General features: G+C 49.7%; 17 protein-coding genes and 1 other RNA gene. 1 reads left to right on the top strand and 17 read right to left on the bottom strand.

The features are described from left to right. Window positions 1-320 precede the first annotated feature (320 nt). From AC50X8_RS28875 to rpoE, 14 genes are all read right to left on the bottom strand, one after another. Window positions 321-587 (bottom strand): pro-sigmaK processing inhibitor BofA family protein, encoded by a 267-nt coding sequence (locus tag AC50X8_RS28875; RefSeq protein WP_494882986.1) that lies wholly within the window; start codon window positions 585-587, stop codon window positions 321-323. Beyond that, entirely contained in the window at window positions 584-877 is a 294-nt protein-coding gene (locus AC50X8_RS28880; protein WP_430160558.1) for a DUF2508 family protein, read from the bottom strand. Before AC50X8_RS28880 ends, AC50X8_RS28875 begins: the two co-directional genes overlap by 4 nt. A 211-nt stretch (window positions 878-1,088) precedes the next feature. Beyond that, window positions 1,089-1,688, bottom strand: a complete 600-nt coding sequence (gene recR, locus AC50X8_RS28885; protein ID WP_046229552.1) for a recombination mediator RecR — start codon at window positions 1,686-1,688, stop codon at window positions 1,089-1,091. Window positions 1,689-1,731: 43 nt separating this feature from the next. Further along, the gene (locus tag AC50X8_RS28890) at window positions 1,732-2,043 is read right to left on the bottom strand and encodes a YbaB/EbfC family nucleoid-associated protein (RefSeq protein ID WP_056037661.1); all 312 of its coding nucleotides are present in this window, start codon (window positions 2,041-2,043) and stop codon (window positions 1,732-1,734) included. A 22-nt stretch (window positions 2,044-2,065) separates the two neighbouring features. Continuing rightward, entirely contained in the window at window positions 2,066-3,853 is a 1,788-nt protein-coding gene (dnaX, locus tag AC50X8_RS28895) for a DNA polymerase III subunit gamma/tau (RefSeq protein ID WP_494882995.1), read from the bottom strand. Window positions 3,854-4,031: 178 nt separating this feature from the next. Beyond that, window positions 4,032-4,299: signal recognition particle sRNA large type (gene ffs / locus AC50X8_RS28900), an RNA gene on the bottom strand. Window positions 4,300-4,433: 134 nt separating this feature from the next. Further along, window positions 4,434-4,850 (bottom strand): hypothetical protein, encoded by a 417-nt coding sequence (locus AC50X8_RS28905; RefSeq protein WP_494864895.1) that lies wholly within the window; start codon window positions 4,848-4,850, stop codon window positions 4,434-4,436. Window positions 4,851-4,936: 86 nt separating this feature from the next. Then, entirely contained in the window at window positions 4,937-5,134 is a 198-nt protein-coding gene (gene rpmE, locus AC50X8_RS28910; protein WP_056037655.1) for a 50S ribosomal protein L31, read from the bottom strand. Between the two features lie 143 nt (window positions 5,135-5,277). Next, window positions 5,278-6,534, bottom strand: coding sequence for a radical SAM family protein (locus AC50X8_RS28915; protein ID WP_494864898.1), 1,257 nt, complete (start codon window positions 6,532-6,534; stop codon window positions 5,278-5,280). A 22-nt stretch (window positions 6,535-6,556) separates the two neighbouring features. Beyond that, window positions 6,557-7,924 (bottom strand): transcription termination factor Rho, encoded by a 1,368-nt coding sequence (gene rho, locus AC50X8_RS28920; RefSeq protein WP_056037649.1) that lies wholly within the window; start codon window positions 7,922-7,924, stop codon window positions 6,557-6,559. 131 nt (window positions 7,925-8,055) lie between these two features. Then, the gene (murA, locus tag AC50X8_RS28925) at window positions 8,056-9,315 is read right to left on the bottom strand and encodes a UDP-N-acetylglucosamine 1-carboxyvinyltransferase (protein WP_056037646.1); all 1,260 of its coding nucleotides are present in this window, start codon (window positions 9,313-9,315) and stop codon (window positions 8,056-8,058) included. Window positions 9,316-9,733: 418 nt separating this feature from the next. Continuing rightward, window positions 9,734-10,129, bottom strand: a complete 396-nt coding sequence (locus AC50X8_RS28930) for a response regulator (protein WP_056037642.1) — start codon at window positions 10,127-10,129, stop codon at window positions 9,734-9,736. A 139-nt stretch (window positions 10,130-10,268) separates the two neighbouring features. Continuing rightward, window positions 10,269-11,873, bottom strand: coding sequence for a CTP synthase (gene pyrG, locus AC50X8_RS28935; RefSeq protein ID WP_056037640.1), 1,605 nt, complete (start codon window positions 11,871-11,873; stop codon window positions 10,269-10,271). 397 nt (window positions 11,874-12,270) lie between these two features. Beyond that, the gene (gene rpoE, locus AC50X8_RS28940; RefSeq protein ID WP_056037638.1) at window positions 12,271-12,843 is read right to left on the bottom strand and encodes a DNA-directed RNA polymerase subunit delta; all 573 of its coding nucleotides are present in this window, start codon (window positions 12,841-12,843) and stop codon (window positions 12,271-12,273) included. Window positions 12,844-13,254: 411 nt separating this feature from the next. On the opposite strand from rpoE, the gene AC50X8_RS28945 reads away from it, so the two are divergent. Next, window positions 13,255-14,388: a S8 family peptidase gene (locus AC50X8_RS28945; RefSeq protein WP_494882997.1), complete on the top strand. Its 1,134-nt coding sequence runs from the start codon at window positions 13,255-13,257 to the stop codon at window positions 14,386-14,388. A 127-nt stretch (window positions 14,389-14,515) separates the two neighbouring features. On the opposite strand, the gene AC50X8_RS28950 is transcribed toward AC50X8_RS28945, so the two are convergent. The 3 genes from AC50X8_RS28950 to AC50X8_RS28960 are packed head-to-tail and all read right to left on the bottom strand — an operon-like array spanning window position 14,516 to window position 17,935. Beyond that, entirely contained in the window at window positions 14,516-15,895 is a 1,380-nt protein-coding gene (locus AC50X8_RS28950; protein ID WP_494882999.1) for an ABC transporter substrate-binding protein, read from the bottom strand. Between the two features lie 51 nt (window positions 15,896-15,946). Further along, window positions 15,947-16,567, bottom strand: coding sequence for a YdcF family protein (locus AC50X8_RS28955; RefSeq protein ID WP_494864910.1), 621 nt, complete (start codon window positions 16,565-16,567; stop codon window positions 15,947-15,949). A 12-nt stretch (window positions 16,568-16,579) separates the two neighbouring features. After that, on the bottom strand, window positions 16,580-17,935 hold the full coding sequence (locus AC50X8_RS28960; protein WP_494883001.1) for an MBOAT family O-acyltransferase: 1,356 nt from the start codon (window positions 17,933-17,935) through the stop codon (window positions 16,580-16,582). Window positions 17,936-17,980 lie beyond the last annotated feature (45 nt).

Here is a 17,980-nt window from a genome sequence, read left to right on the forward strand (position 1 = left end):
AGTTAATGTGGCAGTTTCACTCGTTGTTCAGTTTTCAAAGAACAATTTCTCTTGCTTGCGTTTCGTTCGTGTCTGCCGTATGTCTCAGCGGCGACTCATATAATATATCACAGGCGCCTAGGCAATTGCAAGTACTTTTTCCAAAAAACTTTTTCGGTGTTTTTCAACCCCGTATGTACCTGCCCTTGACGCGAGATATAGAATACCATGAACCATAAGGACAAGTCAACCCAAACGCAAAAAAATCAGGAAAGCCCTTATCCAGGCTTGTCCTGATCACCTTTAGTCCATAAACATTGCCTTCCGCTGCTTGCGGATAACTACACCATTATGTGCTGCAGGCCTACAATAAGCGCAATACCCGGAATACCGAGTACGACCACCGTTGATATCGTCGCCGGATTAATGGGGATTTTAATATCAGAAATAAGACCGGAGTAATTCAACAAATAAAGAACTGCGCAAGCACTTATCAGGTGCAAGGTGAAGCTTTTTGCCCATGACCATGAAAGACGATGTCGAACAATTACGGCAAGCAGTGCAACCGAAGAGAAGACAAGGACTACGAGTAGGATTGTACTCATCATTGAACCGCCCTCCATTCCGACCAGCTCTTGCACGCTCTTTTGGCAGTGCGGAGCAAAGAGTCATATCGTTTTTCAGCCGTAATAATGGCGTATATCGCATAATCAATTTGATCTTTGCCCAAAGCATAGTCAAAAAAACGGTTTGCATTTTCCCATTCCAGATGGGCCTCATAAATTTCCTGGCGCAGCCGATCGGTCCACTGCAGGGCATCCATCTCCCCTTGAACCCCATTAACCGACTTTTTCTCCGCTGTCTTACTGCCGATTCTCCATTTATTGAGCTGCTTCATTCCCTCATGACCTCCCGCTTGTCCATTCAAAAGCAAAGGCTGCCTTTATTCCATATATAAGCAGGGAGCCTTGCAAATAGAACTAGCACCGAGATCAATCAGCCGCAGCAGCTTTCTAAACGAAAAGGCAATGCGCTATACTCACCTACCCTACTTCATATAAAAAAGCTGCCCCTATCGTTTTGAACGATAAGAACAGCTTTGCCTATCTTTAACCCAGCTCTCTGCGGCCTTCCAGTGCTTTGGACAGCGTAACTTCATCGGCATATTCCAAATCGCCGCCAACCGGCAAGCCGTGAGCGATTCGCGTGACCCGTATGCCAAAAGGTTTCACCAGCCGCGATATATACATAGCGGTTGCTTCTCCTTCAACATTCGGATTGGTTGCCAGAATAAGTTCCTGTACTCGCTCATCACTGAGGCGGCGCAGCAGCTCGGCAATTTTGATCTGATCCGGACCAATTCCCTCCATAGGAGAGATTGCCCCTTGCAGCACGTGATAATGCCCCATGAACTCCTTCGTCCGCTCCATCGCCACCAAATCTTTCGATTCTTGTACGACGCAAATGACGGAGTTGTCCCTGAGCTTATCTTGGCAAATACGGCAAGGGTCCGTATCGGTTATATTGCAGCAGATGGAGCAATAAGTCAGATTGCGCTTCACGCTAACGAGCGCTTTAGCAAAATCAATGACATCGTCTTCCTTCATGCGAAGCACATAGAAAGCCAGTCTTGCAGCTGTTTTCGGTCCAATACCCGGCAGCCTGGTGAAACTGTCAATCAACTTCGCTATCGGTTCGGGATAATGCAACAGGTGTAGCTCCTTTCAAATCAGAACGAGCTGCGGCTTGTTTTTAGAACAAGCCTGGGATTTTCATGCCACCTGTAAATTTGCCCATGTCCTGGTTCGCGACATCGTCCACTTTTGACAAGGCATCGTTTACAGCTGTAATAATCAAATCCTGCAGCATTTCAACATCTTCCGGATCGACAGCTTCCGGTTTAATTGTAATATCAAGAACTTTTTTGTGGCCGTTTACGGTAACGTTAACTACGCCGCCGCCTGCTGTGCCTTCAACGGTTTTGTGGACAAGCTCTTCCTGTGCTTTCATCATTTGCTCTTGCATCTTCTTCACTTGCTTCATCATTTGATTCATATTGTTCATTATAATCACCTCTTATTTATAGTTAAAAATCCTCTTTCACAACGACGAGCTCTTCACCAAAAAGCTTAACCGCTTCTTCTACCCATTTAGGCTGGGCTGGTGCTGCGTCCGGCATATCCGATTGCAGTTCAAACGCTTCGTCCGGCGTTCCTGAACCATTATCGGTGGCCGATTGCCATTCTTTAATCATAACCGTTGCAAGCTGAAGGGGCTGCCCAAACACACTTTGCATAACCCGCTCAATAATTTCTTTATGCGTCGGCTTCTCCGTTGTTTCTCGGTGCATCGTATTTTTGAAAGCAACCAATACGTTGCCGTCCACAACGGATACCGGCTCGCCATCCATCAACCACGCATGAACCGTGATTTTGGTTTCCTTCACCCGCTGCAGCAACTCGCTCCACTTCATGCGAACTTGCCCCGTTTCACTGCTGCCAGCAGCGGATAAATATGGCCCCAGCTTAACTGGCGTCCGAACAGATACCGAGTTAGAGCCGCCGCTGCGGTTATTAAAGGCAGGACGATTGCCATTCGCCCCAGCCCGAGCCGCTGCGCCGCTGGCAGACGCTCCTCCGCCAGCAGCTGGAACGCCATTTTGCAGCAGCTGCTCCAGCTTATGCTCAAGCTGCTCCACCTGCTGGCGCAGACGGCCCACCTCTGCGGAAGAACTCGCCGTCCCGCCAGATGGCTGGGCAGCGTCCCCCGCAGATGCGCTTTCGCGGTTATCGCCGATGGTGCAAATTTTCATCAACGCGACTTCAAACAGCGTCTGCGATTGAGCAGCATGCTTCATTTCGGATTGATAGCTGTTCAGCGTATCAATCATGCGAAACAGGCGGTCCGGCGTAAAAGCATCCGCCATTGCCTGGAAGCGTTCTGCATCAACGACGCGTTCCGTCGCCGCTCCGCCTTGCGGGGCAAGCTTGAGCACAAGCAAATCCCTGAAATAATAAATCAGGTTTTCCATGCACTTATCCGCGCTTTTGCCCGCTTGCGTCAAGCTTTCGACAAGTGGCATCACAGCACCAACATCACGGTCGCGAACCGCTTCCGCGAGCTCGTAGAACTGGTCGGCCGCCATTCCGCCCGTCACATCGACAGCGCCGTCGAGCGTAATGCTTCCGCCTCCAAAAGCTGCTACCTGCTCCAGCAGGCTGATCGCGTCACGCATGCCGCCTTCTGACAGCCTTGCAATATAAGCAATCGCATCATCTTCGGCGGTAATGCCTTCTTCCTTGCAAATCTCATGAAGCCGCTCCGATTGCTCTGCAAGCGACACCTGCCGAAAATCAAAACGCTGGCAGCGAGAAATAATCGTTGCAGGAAGCTTATGCGGTTCAGTTGTTGCTAATATAAAGATAACATGTGCAGGCGGCTCTTCCAATGTTTTGAGCAAAGCATTGAATGCCTCTGAAGTAAGCATGTGCACCTCATCAATAATGTACACTTTATATCTCACTTCAGATGGGGCGTAGCGCACCTTATCCCGAATATCGCGAATTTCGTCGATGCCCCGGTTGGAGGCAGCGTCAATCTCCACAACATCCATAATATGACCAGCTGTAATACCGCGGCATGCGTCGCATTCGTTGCAGGGCTCCACTGCCGGGCCGGATTCACAATTGACTGCTTTCGCCAATACCTTAGCTGTCGTCGTCTTCCCCGTCCCCCGGGGACCGTTGAACAAATAGGCATGCGAAACGCGATCCTCTTTTATCGCATTTTGCAGCGTCTGCACAATATGCTGTTGTCCCACCATGTCCCGAAACGTCTGGGGACGCCAGGCACGGTACAAGGCAATATGAGTCACATGGACCGTTCCCTTCTTGTTTCCTTACAGGAATTCTGCAAAAATACTCTATAATACTCTATCTCTTATTATACATCATCAAAGCCTCAAGCCAAACAAAAAACACCCGCAGCACCATTCGAGTTCATCGAAAAGCGTCGCCGGTGTCTGTTAACATCCGTAATATAAAACTTTAATACCGTGCACCTGCCCTTGATTAATGTAACCCAGGCGGCACTCTTGCACCACAGCTCGAGCCAGGCACTCCCCCGGCACATGAACTAACTTACTTACGGCTGCTTCCTTCCGGACCTGACCGAGTTCACAAGCGTCCATTGCGGAGGACCCAACTGTCAACACTGCTCGCAAGCGCCAAACCCCGCATAGACATAACCTCAAACAGGAATTCAACCTCGCTAAAGCGGATTGCGAGTTACAGGGCACCGCTAACTCCCCATCTAGCACGGCAAAAATAAGTATAGCTGATAATGTTACAAAGCGCAACTTTTCTGAGGACAAGACATAAAATGCGCCTTGTCATCAAGCGTGAACAGCTTGCCCTTTCCTTGACGAAAGGCGCCGTTTCGCTTAAAAACGGGTATTATCGGCTCGTTTTGACCCGCACCTCATAGCGCGGCATATTATATTGTAAAGTCTCCTCTGCTTTATGCTGAAGCTGCTTCACCTGTGCATCGGACATGCCCGGCTTGGCAGTCAAATGAACGACCAGATGCTCCCCGTTAAAATGAATCCAGCTTTTTTGAACGCCGTCCATCTTCTTAATCAACTCGCCGACGAACTTGCCGTCTGAGCCATAATTTAAATACGAATGCTTATTCGGTATGTTCGGGTTGCTGTTGGACAGCCCCATATAACCGTCATGGCCATAGGATTGCATCTGCTGTTTATGATCAGGCTGGCCACAGCCGGCAGCACTTGACGCTGCCAGCAGCAAGACACCTGCTAATAACAGCATGCGCGAGCTTTTTAAAGGCAATACGCTCTGGTTCAATCTCATCAAAAAAACCTCCCTTATAACCATTAGAATGGCTACGGGAGGTTCTTGTATTCTGCCAAATATAGACAAAATAGACATCACAGCAATTAGATGCCGTATTTCTTTTTGAAACGATCGACGCGGCCGCCCACATCCAGGAACTTCTGCTTACCCGTATAGAATGGGTGGCATTGGGAACAAATCTCTACACGAAGGTTCTGTTTAATGGAACCAGTCTCGAAAGTGTTACCACAAGCGCAAGTTGCTGTAGTGATATGGTATGTCGGATGAATAGCTTGTTTCATCTCTTTCACCTCTTTCTGCCCTGAGCCACAGGCGGACCCAGAATTAAGTCATACATCTCTGCATTATAGCATAGCCCCGTCCTTGTTGTAAAATACAAAAGAAGGAGCTGTCCGTCACCGGAACAACCGCTCCTTCTGGGGCATCAAGATTGAATTAAGCTCGCAGGCGGAACATGCGTGAATGAGCCAATTACGACATCTGGCAGCTCGTCGCGGAAAATTTCCAGCATCTGCTTCATTCCATAAATTTCGCCTTGTGCCGGCGGAATCAAGGACAAATAGCTTTCCGGGTCGATGTTCAGGTTCCGCATTTGGATAAGCTTAAGGCCGGTCCGCTTTACAAAGCCGATCATGGCCTCCATCTCTTCCTCACGATCCGTCACACCAGGAAAAATCAAATAGTTGATCGACGTATAAACACCCTTGTCCGCCGCATATTTCAACGACTTCTCTACATTGGCGAGCGTATAGCCACGCGGCTTGTAGTAGGCATTGTAATGGTCATCAAGCGCACTGATGGTGCTCACACGCATCAAATTCAGTCCCGCATCAACAATGGCACGGATGTGATCTGTCAGCCCAGCGTTCGTATTAATGTTAATGTAGCCAAGCGACGTCTGGCTTCTCACCCGGCGCATCGCATCGACAATAATCCGCACCTGCGTTGAAGGTTCGCCTTCGCAGCCTTGGCCGAAGCTAATAATGGAATCTTCATGGCGAAGATGCTCCAGCATAATCTCCGTCACTTCGTCCACCGTCGGCTTGAAATTCATCCGGGTTTGCGGAGCAACAAAGCCGCTGTCATCCGGCTGTTCGGAAATACAGCCAAAACAACCCGCATTGCACGAATACGATACCGGAACCGCACCTTCCCAGCGCTGCAGGAACGTATTGGACGACGTCAAGCATTCATACCCCAGTGCACAGTTCGACAAATGCTTGTACAGACGATTTTCTGGATATTTGGACGTGATGCGCTCGACTTGCTGCTTTACCTCATCGCGGTCGCAATTGAGCGGATCCCAGCGCTCCGGATCATCGCACTGCTCAGCTGCAACATAGAAGCCATTGTTTTTCCATACGACAGCCGTATAACCGAACAAAGGCAGCTTTTCATTTTTATCCGCTTTGACATAGCCTGGCAGGGCAAGCCGCGTAAAGCCTTGCGGCAAAAGTGCGCCTACCGCCTGCTTATTGCCTGGAAGCAGCTGCATTTCGCCCGTATCCGGGTTCAGGCCAACCGCCTTCGTAAATGGCAAGCTTACAAGCGTCGCCCCTTCCGGCAACGGAATGAGCTCGTCCTCCATCATTTCGACAATCATATCGCCGCTGCGGCCTAAAGCTATATAGTGAGGATGATCAAAGACATTTCCTTGCTCATCAGCATATACAAGATTCATGATGTTCTCCTTTCAGGCAGCGCTATGAGCTATGCGTCGTGCGAGGGGCTGCCGAACGGCGTCCAGCCGCTGGCGTTGATGATGACGACGAACTGGTACTGCTGCTTTTGATCGTGCTGCTGCGCTGCGGCGGCTTCGTCTCTGGCATGGAATCGAGCGACATGAGAAATTCACTATTCGTTTCGCTGTTTTTCAGCTTTTTGAGGAAGCCGTCAACGAACTCGATGGAATCGTTCATATTTTTGCGAACTACCCATAGCTTCTCCAGTTCTTCTTGCGTCAGGAGCATTTCTTCTCGGCGCGTGCCCGATCTGCGGATATCCAGCGCTGGGAAAATCCGGCGTTCAGCCAGTTTTCTGTCCAGGTGCAGCTCCATATTGCCGGTACTTTTAAACTCTTCATAAATGATGTCATCCATACGCGAGCCTGTCTCCACAAGCGCTGTCGCGAGGATCGTCAAGCTTCCGCCTTCTTCCACATTCCGCGCCGCACCGAAAAACCGCTTCGGACGATGAAATGCAGCAGGGTCAATACCACCGCTCAGCGTACGGCCGGATGGCGGCACTACCAAGTTGTAGGCACGAGCCAGACGCGTGATGCTATCCATCAAAATAACTACATCCTTCTTATGCTCCACCAGTCGCAGCGCTCTCTCCAAGACAAGCTCTGTTACCTTAATATGATTTTCCGGCACTTCATCGAAAGTGGAAGCGATGACTTCGCCCTTAACCGAACGCTGCATATCCGTTACTTCCTCAGGCCGTTCATCAATAAGCAGTACGAACAGCTCGATTTCAGGATGATTGGTAGAAATGCTGTTGGCAATCTCTTTGAGAAGCAACGTTTTGCCGACTTTCGGAGGTGCAACAATGAGTCCACGCTGGCCAAGTCCAACAGGCGCAATTAAATCCATAATTCGTGTGGAAAGTTTAGAGGATGCCGTCTCAAGCACCAGTTTTTTCTGTGGAAAAAGAGGAGTCAATGCGGGAAAATGTAACCGTTCAGCTGCGAGTTCAGGACTCGTCCCATTAACTGCATTTACTTGCAGCAAACCAAAGTATTTCTCCGAATCTTTCGGAAGCCGGCATTTGCCGGATACGAGATCGCCCGTACGAAGATCGAACTTGCGAATTTGGGAAGCCGAAATATAAATATCCTCTTTACTTGGCAAATAGTTGATAGGCCTAAGAAAGCCGAAGCCTTCCGGCAAAATTTCCAGGACGCCTTGCATGAACATCAGGCCGCTTTTCTCAGCCTGGGCCCGCAATATTGCGAAAATCAATTCCTTCTTCTTGAGTTGGCCATAATACGGAATTTGATACTGCTTCGCCAGCTTGTACAAATCCGTCAGCTTCAACTCTTCCAGATCGGCGATCTGAAGATCTGTCATGTTCTCACCACTTTATTCAGTTTTATGGTACAGCAAACCGCTATATTCCGATCTATCAGTATATACCAGAGTTGGCGCCGGATATTCCTCATCCCATTGAACCAGCGCCAAGCTCCAATCTTCCTGCCTATTTAGGAGGTTTCCGTCTCGCGCCACACATCGGCGCCTAGTCTGCGCAAATTATCAACCAAGTGGTCATAGCCACGGTCAATATATTCCACACCGCTTATTTCGGTAATGCCTTCCGGTACAGTCAATCCTGCAATAACAAGCGCCGCGCCTGCGCGCAGATCTGCTGCTCGTACCTTAGCGGCGTTAAGCGGTCCGCCTTCAATAATGGCCGATCTTCCTTCAACACGAATGTTAGCGCCCATGCGCGCAAGCTCAGGAACATGCTTGAAACGATTACTGTATACATAGTCGGTTAAAATGCTTACACCGCTCGCTTGGGTCAGCAAGCTCGTCATAGGGGACTGCAAATCGGTCGCAAAGCCCGGATAAACCAATGCTTTAACATCAATGGCATTGTACTTTGGAGCGCCTACGATGCGGATAGATTCATCCATTTCGTATACGGTAACGCCCATTTCCTCCAGCTTCGCCGTCATAGCTTCCATATGCTTCGGGATGACATTGTCAATCAGGACATCTCCACGCGTTGCCGCGGCGATAATCATGTAAGTTCCAGCTTGGATGCGATCAGGAATGATGGAGTGGCGGCAGCCGTGCAGGCTATCCACTCCTTCAATCCGAATGGTTTCCGTGCCGGCCCCTTTGATTTTTGCGCCCATGGCATTGAGAAGAGTAGCTACATCTATAATTTCAGGCTCTTTTGCCGCGTTTTCGATTATCGTAGAGCCTTTGGCCCGAGAGGCCGCAAGCATAATGTTGATCGTTGCTCCTACACTTACCACATCAAGATAAATTTTCGCTCCCCGCAGCTGCTTCGCAGATATGCGCATCGAGCCATGCTCATTTGTTACAGTTGCACCCAGCGCTTCAAAGCCTTTAATATGCTGATCGATAGGCCTTGGTTCAAAATTGCAGCCGCCAGGCAAGCCAATAACGGCTTCTCCAAAGCGTCCTAGCATCGCTCCCATCAAATAGTAGGAAGCGCGCAGCAGCTTAACTTTTCCATTCGGCATAGGCTTTGCTTTAAGATTAGAAGGATCAATACGCATCATGTCGCCTTGCCAGTCTATGACCGCACCAAGATCTTGCAAAATTTCGCTATAAACAGCAACATCACTCAAATGAGGCAAATTGTCCAGCACAACCTCGGACTCCGCTAGTATTGCAGCGGGAACCAACGCTACGGCGCTGTTCTTAGCACCGCTGATTTGGACCGTTCCTTGCAGCGGACGTCCGCCGCGTATCATCAATTTCTCCATCAATTTTGTAGTCCTCCCGTTGTATCGAAAGAGAACAAAGGAAAAACCGCCACAGCGAGCACACGCCGCCGCATGCACACTGTTAGAAGGCGGTTCGTCATCCCGTGCTCCTGTTGTTACGCTTGATTGTTACTTCCGAACAAGCGGATTTTCTCTTGAAATACGGCTTGCTTTGCAAAACGAGCAGGAGCCAGGTGCCTCCATGGATGAATGCCTTGTCCATTCGCCGACATCATTTTCGAGAATTGCAGAGCTGCAAGCCACTTGGTTCTCTGTGTTTACATTTATTTTACCAATACCTAATGCGATAGACAAATAAACAGCTTGATTCTGAGCCATTATACCATAATGGCGTCAGGAATGGTAAAGCTCTTTTGCCAAGGTACAAACCGTAGAATAATAAAAAAGGGCCCGCTAATCAGGACCCTATCGCGAAACGACTGCTGGAACCGCCTTCTAGCTGCATGTTCACCGCTATTCGCATTTCATCAATATCAAACGGTTTGGTGAAATGCATCAGAGCTCCGAGATCGGTCGCTTCCTTAATCATATCCAGCTCACCATAAGCCGTCATCATAATGACTTTTATGTCTTTATTAATGGCTTTCACATGCTTTAAAATTTCTAAACCGTCCATCCCGGGAATCTTCATGTCAAGCAGCACCAAATCAGGGCTTTCCTTCTTCACAATTTCCAAGGCAAGCTTGCCGTTGGAGGCTTGAAAAGTCGCATAACCCTCGCTGCTGAACACTTCCATCAAAAGCACACGGATTCCATTCTGATCGTCCACTATTAATAGCTTCTTTTGTTCCAAAATATAATACCTCCCACGACAGAGCGACAACAATTGGTCAGCTCTTCCATCATCGTTAATATATTCGCGGATCAAGTCGGAATATCCTTCTGCCCCAGGAAAAAAATTGGACGGTTTATACATTTATGTTACGAATACACTATCTCTCCGAAAACGCAAGCGCAGCGCGGACAAAACCGCGGAACAGCTTCTGTGGACGATTAGGTCGGGAAGTGAATTCCGGGTGGAATTGCACGGCCAAGAACCAAGGGTGATCCTTCATTTCCACCATTTCTACCAGTCTGCCATCCGGCGAAGTTCCCGAAATGGTCAAGCCAGCTGCTTCCACTTGCTCGCGGAATTCATTGTTGAACTCGTACCGGTGACGGTGACGCTCATAGACGAGCTCATCATCATATTCTGTAGCACCAAGCGAGCCTGGAATAAGCTTGCAAGGATACAGGCCAAGACGCATTGTGCCGCCCATGTCTTCAATGTCCTTCTGCTCAGGCAGCAGGTCAATAACAGGGTATGGCGTCGATGGGTTAATCTCCGAGCTGTTGGCGCCATCAAGGCCAACCACATGACGTGCATATTCAATAACGGCCACTTGCATGCCAAGGCAAATACCAAAGAACGGCACTTGCTGTTCGCGAGCATGGCGAATGGCAATCACTTTGCCTTCAATACCACGATCACCAAAGCCACCTGGCACGAGAATGCCGTGAACGCCCTGCAAGCGGTCTGCTACATTGCTGTCCGTCAGCTCTTCCGCATTTACCCAGCGGATTTTCACTTCGGAATCTGCATCAATACCTGCATGAGCAAGGGATTCCACGATGCTGAGGTAAGCATCATGCAAAGCTACGTATTTACCAACAATTGCGATTTCTGTTGTTTTGTGCAGCGACTTCACGCGCTGAACGAGGCTCGTCCACTCCGTCATATCCGGCTCGTTCGTGCCGAGCTTCAAGTGGTTGACGACGATATCGTCCAAGCCTTGCTCGCGAAGCATCAAAGGCACTTCATACAAAGTGGAAGCGTCGCGGCATTCCACAACTGCATTTGCATCAATATCGCAGAACAAGGCGATTTTGTGCTTCAGGTCTTCAGCCATCGCATGCTCTGTACGGCATACGATTACGTTCGGCTGGATGCCGATGCTGCGAAGCTCTTTTACACTGTGCTGAGTCGGCTTCGTTTTCACTTCGCCGGCAGCTTTAATAAATGGAATCAGTGTAACGTGAATATACATCACATTGTCACGTCCAATATCGCTCTTGATTTGACGAATAGCTTCCAGGAATGGCAAGCTCTCGATATCGCCAACCGTACCGCCGATCTCCGTAATGACAACGTCGGATGCCGATTCTTTGCCTGCGCGGAATACACGATCCTTGATTTCATTCGTAATATGCGGGATAACCTGCACCGTTCCACCTAAGTAATCGCCACGGCGCTCTTTGGTAATAACGTTGGAATAAATTTTGCCTGTCGTTACATTGCTGTTTTTGGAAAGGTTGATATCGATGAAACGCTCGTAGTGGCCAAGGTCAAGATCCGTCTCTGCGCCATCATCGGTTACAAACACTTCACCGTGCTGATAAGGGCTCATCGTTCCCGGGTCTACGTTAATGTACGGGTCGAACTTTTGAATCGTTACTTTGAGGCCTCTGTTTTTCAACAATCGACCAAGCGATGCGGCTGTAATCCCTTTACCCAAGGAAGAGACAACGCCTCCGGTTACGAAAATATATTTTGTCACTGTGCCAATACCCTCCAAGCTCTAGTGTGTATTCCTATAGGTTTCCCAATCTATCCAATAAACATAGGCGCTTTCGCGCCACAGCGGTTTATCTGTATCATCAAACGAAAAGCCGGAGCCTTCCGTCGCCGAACATGTTCTTCTACAAACAAAAAAAGTGACACCCGTAGAGTACGGGGCACTTTTCGTTTGGCGTATTATTAAGCGGTTGTCTTAACCGAATCTAAAGCCCATGCAATAGTTTACTCTGACGTATACAACCTGTCAAGTATAAACGGCGCTGCCTGTCATACTTGGCGTCAGCGAGCGTTCTGCCCAGAAATAGAAGGGATGGTTAAGAAACCTCCTTACCCTTTCTTCGATTTCAAGCCTACACGATTCATGGGTGAACAAGGACTTACTTGTCGTCCTCTTCCTCTTCATCTTCTTCAAAATCGTCCGCTTCCTCGCCGTCTTCCAGCTCCTCATCCGAATCATCCTCTTCATCTTCCAGCTCTTCGCCTTCGATTCCGGTTTCTTCGTCTGCTTCGGCTTCTTCTTCAGCTTCCTCGAACTCACGATCTTCATCATAAACATCGTAGTCCTCTTCGTCCGCTGCGTAAGTTTCCTCTTCTTCATCCGCGAACAGATCATCATCATCGAGATCGTCGTCGTCGTTAATGATTCTGGAGCGTTTGGCGTTGGAAATTGGATCTTCGCTGCGCTCTACTGGATACCAGCGCTTAAGGCCCCACATATTTGTGCCGACGCAAGCGAAACGGCCGTCAATATTAATTTCAGTATATACTTGTGCAATGACCTGATTAATCCCATCCGTAGACAATCCGCGTATTTTAGCAATCTCCATCATGAGATCACGGTAGTAATACGGCGTATTAGCTGTCTTAAGAAATTCAAATGCCAAATCAACCATTGGCATTTCCTTAATCCGCTCAGGGTCCAGCTTCAAAGTGATGTTGCTGCCGCTCATATGGACACATCCTCTCTTGCCATCTTCATTCATTATCAAACTATAGTAAAACCTATTTCTTTCAAAAAAGCAAGCGTCAGCCTATCCATTGTGAGGCTTGTCCACAAAGCTCACTCCACGATAATGAATTTATTAGCGCTAGAGCGGCTTGAACCGCTCTTCACAGCTTGGACAACAGGATAAAAAGCGAAGGAATCCCTTCGCTCTGACTGTATCCATCCGGGCCGCGCTGGCCGCTAACGTTCCGGAGAGGTAAGAGCCCCATAGAACTCTTACATCATCCTATGTGCGACTGTGCATTTTGACACGGTTTCACGCCTAATTATATCAAAAAAGGCAAGTGGCTCATGCAGCTTGCTCCTCTCCGTCATACAATAGCTCAGCATCGTCCGTCGGGAGGGGACGCGAAATTTGGACACCACCGTTTTTCTCCATTGGTTGCAAGGCGCGATGGCAAGCTCGGAGCAGACAACACCAAAGCGCATTATCCGTTTTTACCATCAGAGCGAGTACCAGCGCTTTATAAAAGACTGGTCGGAGCTGCCGGATGGCAAGGCTGCGCTTAAAGCCGTCAAACAGATGCCCATCATACGCGCTATTTCCTGTCGTCTGCCTGTCGAAGAAACCCTCGCCCGATTCTCCACAGGGGTATGGATTGAGGAAGATCGACGCATTACCGTTCATGCCGCTACACCCAAATCCTTAATGTCCGAAAAAGGAGTTCCTTGGGGCGTACAGCATGTCAAAGCTCCGCAAGCCTGGGGCATGACTACCGGCCATCGCATTAAAATTGGCGTCATTGACACCGGCGTCGATTTCAGCCATCCCGACCTGCGCCAGTCGCTGTCGCGCGGCATTAATTTGCTGAACCGCAGCATGCTTCCACATGATGACAATGGACATGGCACCCATATTGCCGGAACAATTGCAGCCGCCAATCAGATGCAGGGCATGATTGGCATCGCTCCGCGTGCGCAGATTTATCCCGTGAAAGCGTTCGACCACAACGGCAGCGCTTTCGTCTCGGACATTATACTCGGCATTGACTGGTGCGTAAGAAACCGGGTTAACATTATCAATATGAGCTTCGGCATGAAAACCCGCAGCAAAGCGCTGCTTACCGCCATTACCAATGCTTATAACGCAGGAATCATAGTAGTCGCCTCATCAGGCAACGACGGAAAACGCCGCTCGGTTGATTATCCGGCCCGTTATCCGCAAACGATTTCTGTAGGCGCGACTACACGGCTTAGGCGCGTCGCCCCCTTCACCAATCGTGGTGCCCATATCGATATTTACGCCCCTGGCGATAAAATCGTTTCCTCATGGCTGCGCGGCAAATACCATGAGATGAGCGGCACCTCCATGGCAACCTCTCATGTCAGCGGCGCCATTGCGCTGCTGCTCGCCTATAAACCGGGCCTATCGCCCGCCGACATTAAATGGATACTCAAGCGATCCACCCAGCCGCTGAGGGGCAGCAAAGCCCAGCGGCTCATCGGGGAGCTTGATATTATGCGCATGCTGCAAGCCGCCGACCGATGAGGTCAGCGGCTTTTTCGCTTGCTGCTGTCTTAACGCAAATCAGACTGCAGCTCGCGCGTACAGTCTGTTGCTTTCATCCCTCATGCCCGCTAGCAGCCGTGCAGCACCGCTGCGGCGCAAGCCCCATTTAAGGCTTCGCCGGCGCGCTGGAGGCGCCCTCAGACGCTGCGGCAGCATCAGTTGATGCGTTGCCTGCTGCATCTGCCGCCGGTGCTGTGGCCCCAGCTTTGCTTGCTAGGTCAGCAAGGCTGCGATTGATTTCTTTTTCAGCCTGATCCAGAATGGTCTTCGGCTTCCAGCCTTTCTCCATGCCTTTGGCAAGCTGCTCATTCCAAAGCTTCTGCACATCATTATCCAGCGCCGTGTATTTGCGCTCATGCATCTTGCTAGCGAGCTCTACATTAAGTGGATAAACGATTTGCCCGCCTAAAAATGTCGAAGGCTCCGGCTTCTGACTGCTCTTGCTCAGCACGGGAGCATAAGCCGGAACCGCATTGCCGAGACCGTATTTCGCATGATCGGTTACGACGTAGTTCATGAACGCCCATGCCATCTCCTTATGCTTGCCGCCAGAAGGCAGCAAAAATACGGAGCTGTTTTCCCAGCCGTTCAATTTCAGCGGCAGACGCGTTTGCCGCCACTTGCCTGTTGTTTCCGGCGCCCATTGCTCCAGCACCGAATCTCCCCAGATGCCTAGGTACACCATAGCCAGCTTACCGTCACGAACAGCCTGTTCACCTGATTCTTCCCAGATGTTGACGCCAGGCACATGCTCCTTCAAGCGCTGCGTCAGGGCAATCGCCTGCTCAAACGTATCATTATTGAAGGCAAACTGATGGTTGTCATTCACCAAGCCGGTCTTTTGGGCGCTGGCGAATAGATTTATCGTCTCGCCGTACCACTGCGTAATGCGAACGCCTTTATTTTGCAGCGTATTGTTCATCTTGACCCAGTTGTCCGGGTCATCCATATACGTCGCCAGCTTCTCCGGATCGGTAGGGAAGCCGTATTTTTTCAAAATATCCTCGCGGTAATAGGTCACCTTTGGCGATGAGGAGAGCGGCCAGCCGATCAGGCGCTTTCCGTCGAACGAAAGGTTGCTGTCCCACAGCGGCTGGCTGAAGCCAGCCTTGTACTCGCCAGCATTGTAAGGAGCGTCGAGCAAATTTTCCAGCTTGTCGCTATCCCCAAAGTTCGGAAAGGCGGCACTATCGAGCATAATGACATCGGGAACGCTGCCTGAGGCAAGCGCTTCGGTATATTTTTCAACTTGATCGGCGTAGGTAACCTCTGTCACCTTAATCGTAACCTCCGGATGCAGGTCGTTAAAGGCTTTAATCGTGTCCTCCCAGCCGCCGTAATACGTCCAGAAGGACAAGCTGATTTTCTCCGCAGGCTTTGACGGAGACGCTTCCGGAGAGGCACCTTGCTGCTTCGTTTGGCCGAAGGCCAGATAGATACCTATCACAAGCACAAGTAGCCCAAGGACCACCCACATTTTTTTCATCACAAGACCCCCATTGTAAAATCATTCTGGCTGCAGCTGTCGTTGTCCCATTCAGAATACAGCTTTATTCAAGCGTTTAAGCAGGCGTTTGGCCTCCTTCCCATCGATACCGAGCCAATTCCCGCCCAGCTTGATATATTCGTTGCCCGTGATCATCAGGCTGGTTTTGCTGCTCCACCATTTGGCGGCGTTAAACTGCGGACTTTCGTAGCTGGCATAGGTGAGCCGAAAATGCCCATCCTCAAACGTTTGCTCAAAAAGATACCTCGCGCGGCGCATATGAAAATCAGAGGTGACCACAATAGCGGAGCTGAGCCCATGCTGGTCCATAAGCTCCCGTACGTAAGCCGCATTTTCTTTCGTGCTTCGCGCCTGCGTCTCCAAATAAACCCCGCTTGGCGGCAAAACAGCAAGGCGAAGCTCCTCTTGAATATAATGGTCGTTTGCGCTTGAAATAATGAGTGCTTCTGCTCCATATTGCTGAAAAACTTCCAGACCCTTCGCCAGCCGCCCTTCTTCGCCGCTCAGTACAATGATCGCCTGCGAGGGAGCAGGGTTCGGCGCAACCGCCAAAAAGTAGCCGGCGCGCCATACGGCAAGCGCAAGCATAACGAGCAGCATGCCGAGCGTCCATAAGGTGACACGTTTCCTTCGACTCCATTGCCGCTTCACGCCTCGTCCCCCTTAAAACTGAAAATAAATAAATGGTGTGGAGGCTGTTGGCATAAGCAATAGGAGTGCGAGCAATACGAAAAATAAAATAAACAAGCCGCCAAAGGTCGTTAGCTTAACGCGAGGGTAATCTTTCAACCGTACACCAACGATATGGCCGGCCAGTACAAGCACAAGTACGAAGCCCAAATAAGGGTAGAACCACATGAGGCCGCCGGTGTCGATGAGGAACATTTTGCGCAGCACCAGCCAAGAATGCTCAAAGCTTTGGGAGCGGAAGAACACCCAGGTGATGCAGACAAATACAAATGTAAGCGCCCATGCAGCCGTTCGGTACAGCCAGTGGTTGATTTCCTGTTTTTTGAGCACATGGTTGAAATAAAGCTTATGAATGACGAGCGCAAGGCCGTGCAGCAGCCCCCAGAATACGAAATTCCAGCTCGCTCCGTGCCACAGGCCGCCAAGCAGCATTACAAGAATGAGGTTAATGTTTGCACGGATAGGCCCTTTGCGATTGCCGCCGAGCGAGAAATACAAATATTCTCTCAGCCAAGACGACAGCGAAATATGCCAGCGCCGCCAAAATTCCGTCACGCTGCGGGACAGGTACGGCATATTGAAGTTGCGCGGAATGTCGATGCCCATACATTTTGCCGAACCGATTGCCATGTCGGAATAGCCGGAAAAATCGCAATAGATTTGCACCGCATACGCAATGACGGCGAGCCATACGGTTAGTGGCGAATATTCGCCGGGACTTGCGAATACCGGATCGACAAACATCGCCATATGATCGGCAATAATAATTTTTTTGACTAGACCAAAGATGAATATTTGTCCGCCTTCAATTAAGTTGCTGCGCTTGATGACGATGTCACGGGCCATTTGCGGCAGAAAATGCCGCGGCTTGAGAATCGGCCCTGCGATCAAATGCGGAAAAAACACGATTAAAAGCGAGAAGTCCCAAATGGACGACGGCTTAATGTCGCGCTTGTACACATCTATCGTGTAGCTCATTACCTCGAACGTAATAAACGAGATTCCCACGGGCAGCACGATCGAGAGCAGCGGAAACGTCATGCCAAACTGATCCAGCAAGCCATTCGCCGAATCTATGAAAAAATTAAAATATTTGAAGAAGCCAAGAATTGTTAGATTGGCAATGACGCTGAATATGAGCCAGCGCTTGCGTACCGCAGCCTCTGTTGCCCGGTCGATCGACACGGCACTCACATGGTTTATAAGCGTCATCACGATCACGAGCAGGACGAAGCGGTAATCCCATACGCTGTAAAAATAATAGCTGCCGATCAGCAAAACTGCTTTTTTCAGCGCATGTATTTTAATAGTAGATAACAGGATAAGCATTACGGCAAAAAACAGCAGATACTCCCAGCTTGAAAATATCATTTT

The organism is Paenibacillus sp. JT22N15 (genome assembly GCF_059383755.1).